This window comes from Cellulophaga sp. 3_MG-2023 (assembly GCF_030546975.1).
Taxonomy (GTDB): domain Bacteria; phylum Bacteroidota; class Bacteroidia; order Flavobacteriales; family Flavobacteriaceae; genus Cellulophaga.
On sequence record NZ_JAUOPS010000002.1, the window covers coordinates 1,033,594 to 1,050,193 of the forward strand.

Below are 16,600 nucleotides of genomic sequence, written 5' to 3' on the forward strand. Positions count from 1 at the left end.
TTACGGTTTTGGAGTTAATAGTGTGTTTTTATACTCGTTTAATTTTTTATGCACTTGTACAACTTTATAGTTGTTGGATAAAATTACAAAATTCTGATGACCAACCTTGTAATCTTTATTGTTTTTTAATAATTCTGCATATCCTAACGCAAATTCTTCTGATGCAAACCCATGCACCACAACAAATTGCTGCTCTAAATTGTAAATATCTTTAGACGCTTTATTTTTATATTTTAAATCTTCAATAGACTTTTTCACTAACTCTAATAGGTCGTTTGCAGCGGCATCATTACTTCTACTAAAAGGAAAAACAACTTTCCAAGTCCCCTTTACATTTCCTGATTGATTTACAAAATCTGAATTTTCTAATTTAGGAATCTGAAACTTAATCATTTCCTGAGCTCTTTTACCCTCTGGATTGTTTGGATAATTTAATGCCACATAGTTTAAGCCTTCTTTAAAAGCTTCAAAGCCTTCAATTCTTCCCGTAGCCATTGCTTTTAGCATCTCAAACTTAGGTGCAATTTCATCTCCTGTATACCTATTAATATTTTCTTCTGCACCTGTTATAACCTGCAAATATTGTTGATTTTGAAACATTTTATACAACTTTGTATACCTTGCATCTGGTGTATCTGTGCTACCTTCTAAAATAGCTTGCGGATTTAACAACACTTCTGCATACCTAGATCCTTTGTGGTTGGCTATAATATCTTGCTTCATTGCTGAAGCTAAATTACTGCCAGACTCTTCATAAATCTTATACAAATTATATTTTGATGGTAATATTAAACGCTCTTCTGGGTTAGACTTTAAAACCGTCTCTAACTTGCCAGCAGCCAACAAATTCTCTTTAAATTTCTCTTTATATATTAGCCCTAATTGGTAATTAGCAAAATTTCTTTCTTTTTTTAAGCTATCAATTACAGTAACATCTGTAGGTAGCTTATCCATATAATAACTTACCTTGTACTCTTGCCCTTCTTCTGCTAACACATCTGTATTGGCATTAGCTATATCTGTATCTTCAGTCTGTATTACAATGTTTTTATTAGACCAACGCCAGTTATCTTCTAACTTACGAGAACCCCAAGCTGTTTTAAAATCGGTTTTACCGTAGCCTAAACTTGTAACGTTATAAAAGTAAAACTTTCCTTTGTTTTGTTTCCCTGCCTTCGTATTTGCAAAAGCCGCAATTCCTGCATTTTGACGTTCTTTTTCTTTTTTTGCAGCCGCTTCTTCTTTTGCTTTTTTATCAGCAATATATTTTTCAAAATAAGCAACCTGTTTGTCTTTTGGCAAACTATAAATTGTAACCACACTGTCTGTATATTGCACTATATCCTCATATTTTACAACATCCTCTAAATTGTCTAACTTCTTTTTTATTAACCTGTGTTTTTTACTTGTCTCTACTAAATTAGTAAGCGTGCTATCAAAATAAGCGCCTGCGATTTTGTAGTTATTTTCATCAAAATAAAACTCCCCTAAATTCTCGTAATTAAGCGCATTTAATCTGTTATCGTTTGTGGTAGCGCGCAAAGACTTATCAAAATAAACCAAAGCCATACTATCTTGTGCTTGATTTAAAAAGAACTGTGCTTTTTGCCTGTATATTTTATCTAAAAACGGTCTGTTTTCTCTGTTCTCTTCTAAATCTGTTAAATACTCAAACATTTCTTCTTTGTTGTCTGCAGTAACAGTTGTGTTCATTATTTTTTGCAAATGCGCATTAATAAAGTACACACGAGGAGATTTTCTGTTTAAATCTATAATTTTATTAAAAGCATAATTGGCACTATCTTTTTTATTAAGCTGATTATACAATTGCCCAATAATAAAATAATACCGTCCTTTTTCTTCTTGTTTTTTTGTGTAAACAGACGCTCTTTTTAATTGCTGAATTGCAGTGTCTGGAGCATTTAAATTAATATATGCCTGTGCCATAACAGCTCTTGCATCTGCATATTCTTGGTCTGATAAATCGTCGTACTTAAAAAGTTTTTTTAAGTTTTTAATGGCAAGTTCTTCATTTTCTAAACGTACATTGGTTTTTTCTCTCCAAATACGCGCCTCGTTAAACTTGTCACTTTGTATGTAATTTTTAAGCACATAGTTAAATGCTTCTTGTGCCGGAATAAAACGCTGATCAAAATAACGGGCTTTACCTAAAAGCAAAAAAGCCTCGTCCGTTTGCGGATTACGCTCCCTGTCTTTAATTACCATACTGTGTTTTTGTATGGCTTTAGTTGCTTTTTCTTCAGCAATAACAAAGTTTGGATTGTTATTTTCCGAGTCTAGTTTTACATCATCTGTAACCTCCAAACGCTCTATTGGCAATAAATCCCAGTAATTATCTTTGTAGTTGGCATTTAACTCTTCTCTGCCTTTTTCAAAAGCAATATTACCATTGTAGAGTACATTAAATTTAGTATTTAATGCATGCCACTCTCTGTTTACAAAGGCGTTCTTTTTAGTAGAACAGGCATTAAAAACTAATGCCGCTAGCGCTACTGTTCCTATAATTTTAGTTTGAAGCTTCAAAATTGTATCTATTCTTACCTAAACAAAACAGAAAAACCGCACTATTATTATGTTTAAGGTGCATAAATTTACTATTTATTTTTTATTATCTAGTTTGATGAGCTGCTGAAAGAAAAAGACCCATCAATTTATACACAAATTGACAGGTCTCTATTTCATAAAATAACAGCTTTGTAATAACTGAAACTATTTATTCTTCGTCTTCAAAAACAGCAACTGCTGCGTCTGGTGCTTCTGCTCCAGAGAAGAAAATTTCTAATTCTTTTAATGTAGCAGCAGATGTTTTTATATCTTTTATCAACTCACCTTTATCTAGCACCACAATACGCTCACAAACCTCTGTAACGTGACTTAGATCATGACTAGAAACCAATACTGTTGTATTTTGATTTGCTGCTAAATTCTTAATTATACCTTTTAGTCTTATTTGCGTAGTAGGATCTAAATTTGCAAAAGGCTCATCTAAAATAACAACCTCAGGACTACCAATAAAAGAAGCTACAATACCAGCTTTTTTCTGATTCCCCTTAGATAAATCTCTTAAATACTTTTTCTGATTTAATATTTCTCCGTGAAAAAAATCTTCAAAACTATGTACTAGCGCATCTACATCTGCTTTGTTTTGCCCTCTTAACTCACCTATAAAATAAAAGTATTCTTCTGGTGTTAAGTAACCAATTAAAAAAGATTCATCTATAAATGCAGACGTAAAAGGTTTCCAGGCTTCACTAGCATCTACCTGCACATCATTATTAATAATATTACCCGTAGAAGGCTGAATAAGATCTAGCAGCAAGCTAAAGAATGTTGTTTTACCTGCTCCATTATTACCTACTAAACCAAAACATTGGCCTTTTGGAATTTCTAAATTTTCTATATTTAAAACCGTAGCTGTGCCGTATGTTTTTGTAAGGTTCTGTGCTTTTATCATGGTTTTTATTTTTTATGGTTATACTCCTTTTACAGAGTTACTTTTTATGCTTTTTGTTTGTATGCGTGTATAGTTTTATATTTCTCTTTTTTGTAGATTTTTTCAATCTTATCAAAAACTAGATTTCTAAATGCCATTCCTAAAATACCTGCTGCTGCAACAAGTATGTAACCTGTTGTTGCATTTACTAAGTAATATCCTGCAGCAAAAATGACCATTGGCAATATTAATTTAGGAAGCGATAATAACATTGTTTTCATATTAAAAGCCTGCTTGTCTCCAAATGCTTTTTTATTAGACGTTAAGTCTATTGGCATTTTTATAAAAGCACCTCCTAACAATACTAAGTGCGAGTTTACACCTATATTATAAATAGCACCTACTAATACCGCTAAGTATGCGTTTATGCCAAAAAACAAATAAAATGAAGCCAAAACAGTACTAACTAGCGTTGCAATTACTACTAAATACCATTTTGAGGTTATGTAGTCTCTGTATTTAATATTCTGACTCATCATTAACTGGTAATAAGCACTATCCCAACTTGGCACAAACTGTCCAAATGTGAATAAAAATCCGCCTGAAACAAATATTCCGCCAAATATTTGCCAAACAGGTCCGTCATAAACCTCTACTACTCCAGAGCCAAATAACAAGCCATAAAACAAAAATAGAAAACTCATTAAACCAGCTGTTTTAGGTCTCTTATTTCTTTTTATAAGTTTAATATCATTCTTTAAAAATGTTCCTGTATTTCCAAACCTATCCAAGAAAGATAAATCTTCTGTTTTAGCAACGGTTTGTTTGCCTTTTAAACCTGCATCTAAATACATGTTCTTTTTAAAATAGCTAAATGCCGCAAAGTACAAACCTACCAAGGCTACCCAAGGCAAAGCAACCATCCAAGGTGCATTATATAAACCATTAAAAAATGTTGCTGTGTAATTAGTAATATCAAAAATACCAAAGTACTGACAAGCACCTAAGGCAACAAAAATTGCAATTACAGGGTAAAAAACACTGTCTTTATTATTAACTAAAACATTAATAAAATTGCTGCAATAAATAAGTGCAAAAATACCAAAGTGCCAAGCTACAACGCCAAGCGGATTATAGCCCTCTTTTAACAAAACAACAGAAAATGGTAAAAAGAAAAATGCGTAACCCCAATTAAAAAAGGAAGCCACAGTTTTACCTAAAGAATAATTTACAACTTGTCCTTTTTTTAATGGTAAATAAAGTAAAGGCTTAATATTAGTTACAGGCATTTTCTGTATCATATACCTAATTAGTAAATCTAACACAAAAAGGTATATCATATATTTATTTACTATCTCTAAAGGGTCTCCTATTTCTGCTTTTTCAATAAGATAATAAGAGCCAACGCCCATAAACAGAAAAGCAACTATAAAATACAGTGCAAAAAAGCCCATAAATATTTTAAGTGCCAAGTTGGTTTTAAAAGAGGCTGACCTAAAAAAGGACTTCCATTGAAGGCTTAAAAAGTGTTTTAACATAATTTAAGGTTGATTAATTATATTTTGTTAGTGGCAACAAATACTAATTTGTTACACTATTTTAAATTAAATTGTATTCTGGATACGTTTCTTCTAACAATTCTTGAGCTTTGCTAGGCATTACATAAGCTGTAATGTAAAAAGTTAAACATAACAAAGTAGCAGCAATGGCAATAAGTGCCAACCAGTAACTATGAAGCTCACTAAAATTAAAGCGCATAGCGTTTAGAATATTAAAAACATTAGTAAATGTTAACACAGAAAAACCATTTCTGGTATCGCCAATCATAGCTTCTAGCATAAATACCTTTTCTTTTTTCTGCTTTTGTGTTTTCTCTTTTTTTCTTCTTTTAAATTGATGGTAAAAATCTACAGCTACTAAAATTAGTATTGAACCCATTAATACATATGATGCTTGCTTTAAATGAAGTACCAGAAAAAAGCCCATAAAAATTGCAATAGTGGTTAACAGCTTTGGCAACTGAAACCACTCTTTAACAAACCTAAAAAGTATTTTTCTGTAACGTTTGTTCATAGCTTTTTGGCGTTTTTCTACAACATCCATAAAACCAAAAACACCAAATTTTTTAAACTCAACCCCTAAAGCATCATCAAAAGATAGATTTGGATTTTGTTGCCATTGTTCTTCTATACCATTACTTAAATGATCTACTAGCTCGGTCTGCAAATCATAATGCACTACATAATGTTTGCGGGTAAATGCGTATAATTCTTCTATTTGTTCTTTAGTTAGTTTCATATTAAGCAATAGCATAATGGTTGGTATATTTTTTATAAAGATCTAGAATCACCGCAATAAAAGCAGTAGACAGCCCCAATAAAAGTGCAAAAAACAAGCTAAAATAGTAGTCGTTTGTAATTACAGATTTTTCATTAAAAAAAGGGTGTTGAAAAGCGTTATATAATTGAAAAATCAAAGTAAGCATAAGTCCAGCTCTTTCAATTCCAGAAAAACGTTGCTTACGCTTTTTTAGCACTAAAATGTAATATACTAGTATAGTAATTATTAAAAAACCAAATGGTACAAATTTTAGAAACTTCTTTTCTCCTAAAGGAAAAAACTGTATTAAAAGAAAAAAGCTAGCTATCATAATACAGATATTTAATGGCGCAATAAACTTTTTAAAAAGCAATTTAAGTACTATTTTATCTGTAGTTTTTTTAAACTGCTTATTGTACTTTAATAAATCTTTTTTATGCACAACCATATACGCTTTAAAAGCGTCATAAAACGTAAGGTTTTCAGCTTTCATATCTTCAGATACCGCAGTAGCAACATGGTCTACCATTTCTGTTCTGACATCTGTAAACATAATATCAGAATTTTTAAGATAGGTGTCTATAAATTGTATATTTTCTTTGTTTAATTTCATATCGCTACTCTATACTCCATTTAGGGTTTACCAAATTTTGCATACTACGTATAAACTCCTCTAACTCTGCCAATCTGTTAACGGTTTCTTTTTCACCTGCTTCAGTTAGCTTGTAATATTTACGCAAACGATTATCAACCTTTGCAACCTCAACATCTAAAAGTCCTTCCGCTTCTAATTTATGTAAGGCTGGGTATAATGCACCTTCCGTAATTTTAAGTTCTCCTTTGGTTAACTCTTTTACTTTTTGTGTAATTTCATATCCATACATCTTGCCTTTTTCTTCAAGCAACTTTAAAATAATAGTATTTAAACTACCCTTGTATAATTTAGAATTTCCCATTTTTTTGTTCTCTTATTTTGCTCTTAAAACAAACATCACCTATTTATATAGCAACTTTTAGCAGTAAAATTGCTTTCACGAATATATACATAATTTTCTTATGCATAAGATTTCTATGTATTAAATTTTAGTGAACTAGGTTTTTTATCAAAAGGGCAATGTGTATTTTTGTAGAAAATATTTTTTTTATGAATCATTTTCATCCGTTAACGGTACAACATATAAAGGCTTTAACTCCTAGTTCTGTAGCAATAACATTTGCTATTCCTAAAGACTTAATTCAGACTTTTAAGTTTATATCTGGCCAATACATTACTATAAAAAAAGAAATTAAAGGTAAAGAATTACGTAGAGCGTATTCTATTAGTTCTTCTCCTAAAAAAGATTGTATTACCATTGGTGTTAAAAAGGTAGATAATGGTGGCTTCTCTGACTATGCACATTCTAAACTTAAAGAAGGTGACGTTTTAGATGTTATGGCTCCAGAAGGTAGGTTTGTTTTTAAACCTACAGATGCCGTTAAAAATGTTGCCGCTTTTGCCGCTGGTAGTGGTATTACACCTATTATTAGTATTGCCAGGTCTGTTTTAGACAGCAATCCAAATAATAAATTTGTTTTAGCATACGGTAATAAATCTTTTGAAGAAACAATGTTTCATACAGATTTAGCAAAGCTTCAACTAGAATATAATAACCGATTTTTTGTTCACTTTATATACAGTCAAGAGCAAGATGAAAACTCAATTTTTGGCAGAATAGACAGGTCTACAGTAAACTATATTACCAAAAACAAGCATAAAGATATTGCTTTTGATGATATTTACTTGTGCGGACCAGAAGCTATGATTAATACAGTTTCTGATACTTTAAAAGAAAACGAAGTTAGCGAAGACAAAATACATTTTGAGCTTTTTACAACTACAGAAATTAAAGATGAAATGCCTGTAAAAGAGGGCGGACAAACATCTGTTACTGTTACTGTAGATGATGAAGATTTTACTTTTGAAATGGATAAAAGCACCATTGTATTAGATGCTGTTTTAAAAGAAAATATAGATGCACCATACTCTTGTCAAGGTGGCGTATGCAGTAGTTGTATTGCTCGCGTTACAGAAGGTAAAGCAGAAATGGTTAAAAACCAGATTTTAACTGATGGTGAAATTGAAGACGGACTTATTTTAACGTGCCAAGCACACGCAACAACACCGACTTTAAAAGTAGATTTTGACGATGTTTAAAAGCTAGTTAATTAAAATAGACAAAGCTGTTCTGTAAAGAGCAGCTTTTTTTGTTTTAAAGTGGTTGTTTTAGTTCTTTTTCAAAAGACCTACAAGCGGCATCATAACCAATAACAAAGGCTTTTTCTATGCCTTTACGGTCTAGCAACCCAATACGTTCTATTTCACGAGACTCTAATAATAAATTACAGGCGCTTAATTTTTTCTTTGCTGATGCGTATATCATTAAACCTGTAACCCTACCCGTAAGTTGCAGTGAGTTTTTAAGGTCTTTTTGGTCTAACCTACCCACGATAGACACATTACTGCCAATAATATAATCGCAAGTATTTAATAATGGCTCCAAAGGAAAATTATTCATTATACCACCATCTGCATATAAATTACCATTAATTTCTATAGGAGAAAAAACAGGAGGTAATGCTGCAGAAGCTAACATTGGTCTAATTAACTCTCCCTGACAGAAAAATTCTTCATCACCATCCTGAAGATTTGTAGCTACAATATGTAATTCTTTTTTTAAGGCCGAAAAAGCATTCTCTGGAAAGTATTTGCCAAACACATCTATATACTTTTCCGTATCTAAAAGTCCGGCTTTTGCAATGGTTAAAAAATGATAATGAAAAAGAGGTGTTTCTTTAAAAAAACGAAGCATATCATCAATAGAGTTTCCATTAGCGTACAAAGCTCCTACAAGTGCACCTACGCTACTACCAGAAACTCTGCTTGCGGTTATACCAAACTCGTTCATTGCTTTAATTAAGCCAATATGTGCCATACCACGAACACCACCACCAGAAAGCACAAGACCAATAGATTTTGATGTAGTAATTTTAGCCTCCATTTTACCTGTTTTTTATCAAATTTACTATAAAATGCCATTACAAAGCACTTCTTTTTTTAAACCGATTAGTTTGTAGACTGCCTTTTAAGACTATTTAGAATATCAATTTAGTGCAATCAACCAAAAAAAGCCAACGCTTATAGACATTTTATATTGTTTGACGGCTTTATAAAATAGAAGAACCAACTACATAGTTGGTTCTTCTATTTATTTAAAAAAATTAAAAAGTACTTAGCTCACAAGAATTTCACGTGATTCATTAAGTAATTTTATTCTTTTTTCTAATCTTATTTCTAGTGGTAATTGTGCTAAACCTATAATTCTACGCAGTATTTCTATTGCCATAAATTTATAACAAAGTACATCATCTAAATCTGCCAAAGACTTATATCTTTTTACAGCTTTTTCAATAATTATTGATGATTGATTTGCCATTTTTAAATGCGCTAACATAACACCAATTTCAAACTCAGCCTTACCAAAAAAACAAAACTCAGGATCTATAATTTTTAAGCCACCTACGGTTGCCAACCAACTACCCGGAAAATAATCGCCATGCAATAAAATATCACCATCCTCCAAATACAAATCTCCTAGTTTTTTTATCTCTGCCTTTAATACATTATCTGCCTTTAAGCGGTTTGCCTCTTTTTGTAAACCGGGTAATATATCATCTAGATTAATACCATTATTAACTGCGTATGGGTAATTAAATATGTGCTCGTGATTTAACTTGCGCATTTTAGTGTTGGTAATTATATGCGTCTGGGTTTCTGTAGTAATACTTGTATGCAAACAAGCTGCAAAGTCTATGACTGCAAATAAATCTTCCTCTAAAAACTCTTTTCCTAATTGGTACAGATATGTAAAATCAGACCCATTACCAAGATCCTCCATAACCATAACGCTATTATCCTTGTCTAAACCAATTAGAGTAGGCATCATAGCTTTTAAACTAGGTACACTTTCTATAACCTCATAAAACTCTGCCTCACGCAATACTCGCTCTGCTGGCGCAGCTACTTGCGGGTACTTTTCTACATAGTCACGACTTTGTTTTACTATAAAAGATCTTGTTTCTGTTAGTATACGCAGCGTAAAGTTCATATTTCCTTCGCCAGGCTTTTCTACAGCAACAATGGACTCGTTTTCTTTTAACCAATCTTTACTTTGTAAATACTTAGTTAAATCCTCTATGTTGTTGTTTAATTTAATCACTTTGCTAGTTTTTAAATGTTGCCATTAATTTTTGATGATATCCAGGTACTACATCATAACAATATGTTACGGATGCGCCACCTTCTTTGGTACACAATAAATAAGATTTGTAAACCTCATTATTGTTATCTTTTACGGTATCGTCTAAATTAATCTCTAAACGCGCTTGTAAAGGCTCTGCTATTATGTCTTGCGGAGCTATAATGTAATGACTCGCCATAACATCAAACGGATTAAAACCGTCGGCTCCTTGATTTTTCCACTGCTCTATCCAAGGTTGTGATGCTGTTGCCAACCATTTCATCCCTGGAGTGGTATTTTTTAGTACCTCCAGATCTTCTTGCTTTACCCAAACCTTACTAGAGATTTCATACGGACAAAAAACAAGTGGCACATTGCGCTCTAATAATATACGAAAAGCAGTATTATCTAAATCAAAATTTAAATCCTTAGCTAAAACACCTTTGTTTCCTATTTTAAAATAATCTAAAGGCGTTCTGCGACCAGCAACTAAAACAACCTCAACAATTTGAGATTGCAACTCTGGGTATTTTAATAACAACAAACCAACATTAGTAGCAGGGCCAATTGCCAAAATAGTTAATGGCTGCTTTTTTAATGCTACAGCCATAGCCTCTACCGCATCATTAGTTACCACACTGTCTAAATTTATTGCTGTACTTGCACCTTTATAAACCTTAATTTTTTGTGCTGCAAACTCCTTACTTATATAGTTGCCAATAGCAAAAGCATTTTCTACGCTATTGTTACCAAAAACAGTACTTAGACCATTAATTTTTACATTATCTGCTTGTAATAATTGTAAAACCGCATAACCATCATCTACATCAGAATAGCCAGGTTTTCCTATATTCTTTTTTCCAACAGCTAAATCTGCGTCTATCCAAACTTGTTTTACTCCGTTTACAATTCCCTTTGGCTTTGCTTTGTCTGTAGCTTCTTTTTTTGGCTCTTGCTTTACTTCAGCTACAACATCTTTAGCTTGCTCTTTACAAGCCAAAAACATTACAAACATTAGTAAAATACCAATTAGTTTAATTTTTTGTTTCATATTTTTTATTTTATTTTTCCCACCAGCCTTTACTGTTTATATTATCTCCTCCAATACGCTCCACAGCTACTTTATAATTTTCACTATTTGTTGCTTGTTCAGATTCTGGATACAAATACCGAACGGGATATTTATCATTATTAAAGTTATCTGGACCAGCCTCTAAATTTGGAATTCCTGTTCTACGTACATTAAACCAAGCCTCGTGACCAACATTAATTAAGCTTAACCATTTTTGAGTTAGTATTTTTTCTAAATCATTTGCAGTACCATCTAATACTATTTCTGTTCTTGTAAAATAGTCTGTAGGCAGCACAGTATTATAATACTCAAAACTAGCTGTTACTGCATTTTGGTAATACATATTTGCATCTCCTGTAATATAACCCCTTGCTGCTGCTTCAGCAAGTGCAAATTGCACTTCTGAATACTGCATATATTGTGCATCTATACCATCTGCAACATCTCTAAAAATAGACCCAAATAAAGATATGTTATTTAAGTCTATACCATTTGCATTTATGGTACTACTAGATTGTCCGTTTTGTAATCCTTTGTATTCTGGCGTAGCAGAATTTTTACTTGCCTCTGTAGGCTTATAAAGCACTGCAACACGAGGATCATCCCATGCAGTTAATACAGTTTCTACTGTTTTTGTCATTGTATGCTCTTGGTACAACCCTAAAGCTGCGTTAAACATAGGAAACTGGTTAGGAGCAGAGGCCAAATAAGGCACTACAGCGTTGTCTGCATTAGACCGCATTAATTTACCAGAATCTGCTAAAGTTTGTAAATCTGTAAAGTCTGTTGTTCTTTTACTAATACGTAATAAGTAACGTACTTGAAGCGAGTTTGCAAAACGCACCCACTTCTCTAAATCTCCTTGAAACATAATATCACCCTGAATAACGTTATTTGTATTTTCAAGCGTATTAACAGCTTTTTTAAGTACTGCTAATATTCCTATTTCTGGATCTGTATAAATACTTTCTTGTGTATCATACTTAGGAGAAAAAGTACCTTCTAAAGCTGCTACTGCTTCTGTGTAAGGCACATCATTCCAAAGGTCTGTTAACTGAGAAAAAAGGTAACTCTGCATGATATCACCAACAGCCACGTAAGCATCGTTTGCCGCTGGTGAGGCTTTCATCGATTTAATATCTGATAATAATCTAAAAATAGCACTCCAATACTCACTATTAGATCCCATTTCATAACGATCTATACGCTCAAACTCTATACTTGCTGCAAATTGCGCTAAATAATTAGCTTGCCTAAACCCTTGTTGATACGCGCTAAGGTCTGATGATACAGAAACCACATTGGTTAACAAAAACTGTGGATCTACACTTTCTGGCGCATTAGGGTTGGTGTTTTTTTCTTCAAAATCGTTAGTACAAGCAGTAAAAACAATGCTTGCTACTGCTGTTGCTACAAATAGCTTTATATATTTTTTCATCTTTTTTACTTCTTAAAATTCGGTTTTTAAACTCACTCCAAAGCTTCTGGTAGACGGGTATGAAAAATCTTCTACTCCGTATGTAATGCTCTGTTCTTGTAATGCATTTAGCTCTGGATCAAAATGTGGGTTCTCTGTAAACAATAATAAATTACTACCTACCAAACCTATTTTTATTTTATTAAAACCTATGGCATCTACAATTTTTGCAGGAAAATTATAGTATACACTTACTTGTCTTAATTTTACATAAGAAGCACTGTAAAGCGCACTTGCCTCGTTACCACGATCAAAAAATGCATTGTTGTAAGCTTGGGCTGCCACTACTGTAGTATTTGGTGAGTATTGCGGATTATCTGCTGTACCTGTATTTACAACGCCGACACCAATAATACCAGATTCTCTACCCTCTAATGTTTCTTTTAAAACTCCAGATGTACTACCTAAGGCCTTTGTTCTAGAAACAATGGTTCCGCCTTTACGCCAATCGAACAAAAAGGTAAAATCTAATCCTTTGTATGAAAATTTGTTATTAAAACCCATTGTAAAATCTGGATTATAATTCCCTAGTAAACGTAAGTTGGGATCTTGAACAGGAAACCCGTTAGAGTCGTGCACAATTTGCCCATCTACCTCAACAAAACCAGTACCGTACATATCACCAACACGACCATCTTTTTTTGCAATGTAAAAAACGGAGTTAGATCCGCCACCACCAGAAAAGATATTTGCCGTACCAGTTACAAACTGGTCTACACCACTTGGCAACTCCTTAACCTTACTTCTAAACGTTGAAAAGTTAACTGAACTCTGCCATTGAAAATCGGCATTTTTAATTACTGTACCACTAAGTAAAAGCTCTAAACCTGTGGTTTGTACTTTACCACCGTTTTCGTTAAAACTACCAAAACCACTAGATTCTGATATTGGCCTAGATATAATTTGATCTACACTTGTATTTTGGTACGCTGCAGCATCTAATTGCAACCTACCATTAAAAAACCAGGCTTCTAAGCCAGCTTCATACGCATTAAGACGTTCTGGCTTTAGATTTGCATTTTTTAAAACCGTCTCATTAGTTACTCTAAAATTAGAACCATAGTTCTGGTTAAATAAGAAATTTTGAGTGTTTTGGTACGGGTTGGTATCATTACCAACACTAGCCGCACTAAACCTAAAATTTAAGTAAGAGATTGGCTCTGGTAATTTTAAAAGGCTACTAGCTACAAAACTTAGTCCGGCAGAATAATACCCAAACGAATTGTTATTAGATGGTAATGTACTGCTCCAGTCGTTACGATAGGTAAGGTCTAAATACAAAGCATCTTTATAAGATAAATTACCTGTACCATAAACACTATTAATTCGTTTTTCAAACAATCTACTATCTCCCTTAAGCGGAGTTCTAGAATTTGCTAAGGTATAAATACCAGGCAATGCTAGTTGTGAAGCTTCAGCATAACTGTATTTAATTTCTTGATCAAACCTATTTGCACCTACAGAGACTGTATACTTTAAATCATCGCTTATAGCATCTTTATAAGACACCAAAATATCTGTATTTAATTCTCTAAAGCTAATATCATCTTCTCTAAAAGAGCCTTGCGGGTTAGCATTTGTACTCACCGCTCTTCTAAACTCGCGTTTGTCTGCATACGTATCTAAGCCAGCACGCACTGCAACATTTAGTTTATTTGTAATATCATAAACAGCAGAAACATTACCTAAAACTCTATTTTTATTAAAGCTGTTGGTGTTTTCGTTAACCGTTAAATATGGGTTTGTAAGCCATAAGTAATTAATATCATAATGCTGCACTCCCTCCTGACCTGCTTGCCAGTAATTTTTTAAAGCAGAAACATCTGCCTGCCTACCTGTCCAGTTAAAACCATACAAAGGATTCTCATAACCATAACCAAGGTTTGGCCTGTTACCACTACGTGTATTTATATAATTTACAAAAGCGTTTACATTTAATTGCTCTGTTAATTTCTGATGTAGACTAAGCGAAATACCATCACGATCTAAGTCAGTATTTGGCACAATACCTTCATTTCTTAAGTTACTATAAGATAATCTACTACTTCCGTTTTCGCCTGAAGAGTTAATGGCTATATTGTTTTGTTTGGTAATACCAGTTTCAAAAAAATTACGCACATTATTTGGGTTAGACACCCAAGGAGTTGCAGTTATTGGGGTAAAACTACCATCTGCATTTGTACGTGCAATAACATCACCAGCACGCACAGGATTGCCGTTAATATCTACAGAAGGACTGTTAAACTGATTAACCAATAAGCCTTGATCTAATCTTGGTCCGTAGCTACTTAAACCACCATCATTAACACCAGCTCCTTTACCGTTCTGAAAAGAATATTGACCGTTAGAACCACCACCGTATACATTTTGGTAATCTGGTAAGGTAAGTAAGGTTTCTACCGTAAGCGAATTACTTGTTGTAACACCAAAACCTTTTTTGTTTTTACCGCGTTTTGTAGTAATAACTACAACTCCGTTTGCAGCTCTTGCCCCATAAAGTGCAGCAGAACCAGCACCTTTTAATATAGAGATTGATGCAATATCATCTGGAGAAATTTCAGAACCACCGTTTCCAAAATCTACCTCTTGCAAAGCACCGTTGTTTACCAAGTCACTCGTAATTTGCTCATTACTAATTGGCACACCATCTACCACAAATAATGGCTGGTTGCTTCCGCTTAAAGAATTTTCCCCACGGATAACAATTCTAGATGAAGAACCCACACCAGAAGAACCATTTGTAATTTGAACTCCTGCCACTTGCCCTGCTAAACTGTTTACCACATTAGTTAAAGTAACCTCTGTTAATTTATCTGATGATACTCTTGTTACAGCAGAAACAAGCGATTGTTTTTCTCTTTCTATACCCAAAGCAGTTACTACAATTTCTTTTAACTGTTCGTCTGATGGCATTAGTGTAATACTCGCCGGAAAATTACCGTTAGTAATAGTAATTTTTTTGCTTGTAAACCCTATAGACGACACTTGTATTAAAAAACTAGTAGAGCTAGTTTGCAATGTAAAGTCACCATCTATGGTTGTAGTTGTGTAATTTTCTTTGCCTATTTCTTTTACCGTAGCAAAAGGTATTGGTTGGTTGTCTGTATCTAATATTTTAGAAGTATACGTATTTGATTGTGCAAATACCGTTAAGGCAAATAGCTGCACTACAGCTATTATAGCTATTTTCATATTTAAGTGTAATAAAGTTGATAAATTATTTTATAAGCAAGTACAACCAATTATAGTTACAATTGGTTTTTACTCATAAAAATGCCGATTTAAATAATTTATAAACTAGGAGGACCTCTACGTAAAAATGAAGATGTGTAAAAAGAAGAAACTATATTGTTGCTTGTTTTTATTGCTTTTTTAGATCTCTGACTTAAATAAGCAATTATAAAACTAGCTAAAACCGAATTAGGATTTGCACAGGCGTATTCTATAGCTGATACCTTTGTATCTATATCCTGAAGCGTCTCCAAAACCGTGAAAGGTACATTTTTGGCAACAGCCAAAGAATGTATTTTATTAGATAATTTAGAAGTTAACCAGGGTAGGTTTTTAAAAGCGTCTTCATTAAAAATACTTTTATGAACTCCAAACAAGTATATACCACCATCTATAGACGGCCCAAAAACTACTTTTTTAGTAGCCATTGCATCTACGGCTTGCTGTATATGACTTGCTGTTAAATTTGGTGTATCATTACCAATAGATATTACATTGGTATAGCCTTGAGTGTACAAACTTTTATAAGCGTTAGTATAACGCTCTGCAAAAGTGTTGCCGTGTTGCTGTGTTTCATCTAACCAAACAACGTCTACACTACTTTTATTTGCAACCTCTAATGTGTTCTTAATTAATAAGTCAAAAAACTGAGTAGAGACTTCTTGTTTTTTACCACCAAACAAAGGTTTCCTTTCTGCTTCTATTTTAGCGGAAAGAGAAAAAACTAATAAAACAGTTTTGTTCCGGTTTGGTTTCATTGTGGTTGCTTG

The 16,600-nt window shown here is 33.1% G+C and carries 13 protein-coding genes; 1 reads left to right on the forward strand and 12 read right to left on the reverse strand.

The genetic code is table 11. The features are described from left to right. From Q4487_RS09550 to Q4487_RS09575, 6 genes are all read right to left on the reverse strand, one after another. The gene (locus Q4487_RS09550) at positions 1-2,544 is read right to left on the reverse strand and encodes a hypothetical protein (RefSeq protein ID WP_303539725.1); all 2,544 of its coding nucleotides are present in this window, start codon (positions 2,542-2,544) and stop codon (positions 1-3) included. 190 nt (positions 2,545-2,734) lie between these two features. Further along, positions 2,735-3,475: an ABC transporter ATP-binding protein gene (locus Q4487_RS09555; RefSeq protein WP_100894331.1), complete on the reverse strand. Its 741-nt coding sequence runs from the start codon at positions 3,473-3,475 to the stop codon at positions 2,735-2,737. 44 nt (positions 3,476-3,519) lie between these two features. After that, the gene (locus Q4487_RS09560; protein ID WP_303539722.1) at positions 3,520-4,992 is read right to left on the reverse strand and encodes a DUF5687 family protein; all 1,473 of its coding nucleotides are present in this window, start codon (positions 4,990-4,992) and stop codon (positions 3,520-3,522) included. Positions 4,993-5,053: 61 nt separating this feature from the next. Further along, the gene (locus Q4487_RS09565) at positions 5,054-5,752 is read right to left on the reverse strand and encodes a hypothetical protein (protein ID WP_303539720.1); all 699 of its coding nucleotides are present in this window, start codon (positions 5,750-5,752) and stop codon (positions 5,054-5,056) included. A gap of 1 nt (position 5,753) precedes the next feature. Next, positions 5,754-6,386, reverse strand: a complete 633-nt coding sequence (locus tag Q4487_RS09570) for a hypothetical protein (protein ID WP_303539718.1) — start codon at positions 6,384-6,386, stop codon at positions 5,754-5,756. Between the two features lie 4 nt (positions 6,387-6,390). Then, positions 6,391-6,729: a PadR family transcriptional regulator gene (locus tag Q4487_RS09575; RefSeq protein ID WP_038505492.1), complete on the reverse strand. Its 339-nt coding sequence runs from the start codon at positions 6,727-6,729 to the stop codon at positions 6,391-6,393. A gap of 188 nt (positions 6,730-6,917) precedes the next feature. On the opposite strand from Q4487_RS09575, the gene Q4487_RS09580 reads away from it, so the two are divergent. Further along, a complete protein-coding gene (locus Q4487_RS09580) occupies positions 6,918-7,967 on the forward strand; it encodes a ferredoxin--NADP reductase (protein ID WP_303539714.1) in 1,050 nt (349 codons plus the stop codon). 55 nt (positions 7,968-8,022) lie between these two features. Here the strand turns inward: Q4487_RS09580 and Q4487_RS09585 are convergent, their stop codons facing one another. The 6 genes from Q4487_RS09585 to Q4487_RS09610 all read right to left on the reverse strand — a co-directional run bounded on the left by Q4487_RS09585 (position 8,023) and on the right by Q4487_RS09610 (position 16,588). Further along, a complete protein-coding gene (locus Q4487_RS09585; protein ID WP_303539712.1) occupies positions 8,023-8,811 on the reverse strand; it encodes a patatin-like phospholipase family protein in 789 nt (262 codons plus the stop codon). A gap of 231 nt (positions 8,812-9,042) precedes the next feature. Beyond that, positions 9,043-10,029 carry a phosphotransferase gene (locus Q4487_RS09590; RefSeq protein WP_100894338.1) on the reverse strand — a complete coding sequence of 329 codons (987 nt, stop codon included), beginning with the start codon at positions 10,027-10,029 and terminating at the stop codon, positions 9,043-9,045. A 4-nt stretch (positions 10,030-10,033) separates the two neighbouring features. Then, positions 10,034-11,101, reverse strand: coding sequence for a nucleoside hydrolase (locus tag Q4487_RS09595; protein WP_303539708.1), 1,068 nt, complete (start codon positions 11,099-11,101; stop codon positions 10,034-10,036). Between the two features lie 10 nt (positions 11,102-11,111). Beyond that, positions 11,112-12,560, reverse strand: a complete 1,449-nt coding sequence (locus Q4487_RS09600; RefSeq protein WP_303539706.1) for a SusD/RagB family nutrient-binding outer membrane lipoprotein — start codon at positions 12,558-12,560, stop codon at positions 11,112-11,114. Between the two features lie 12 nt (positions 12,561-12,572). Then, positions 12,573-15,791, reverse strand: coding sequence for a SusC/RagA family TonB-linked outer membrane protein (locus Q4487_RS09605; protein ID WP_303539704.1), 3,219 nt, complete (start codon positions 15,789-15,791; stop codon positions 12,573-12,575). Between the two features lie 98 nt (positions 15,792-15,889). Continuing rightward, entirely contained in the window at positions 15,890-16,588 is a 699-nt protein-coding gene (locus Q4487_RS09610; protein ID WP_303539702.1) for a DUF2064 domain-containing protein, read from the reverse strand. Positions 16,589-16,600: the final 12 nt, after the last annotated feature.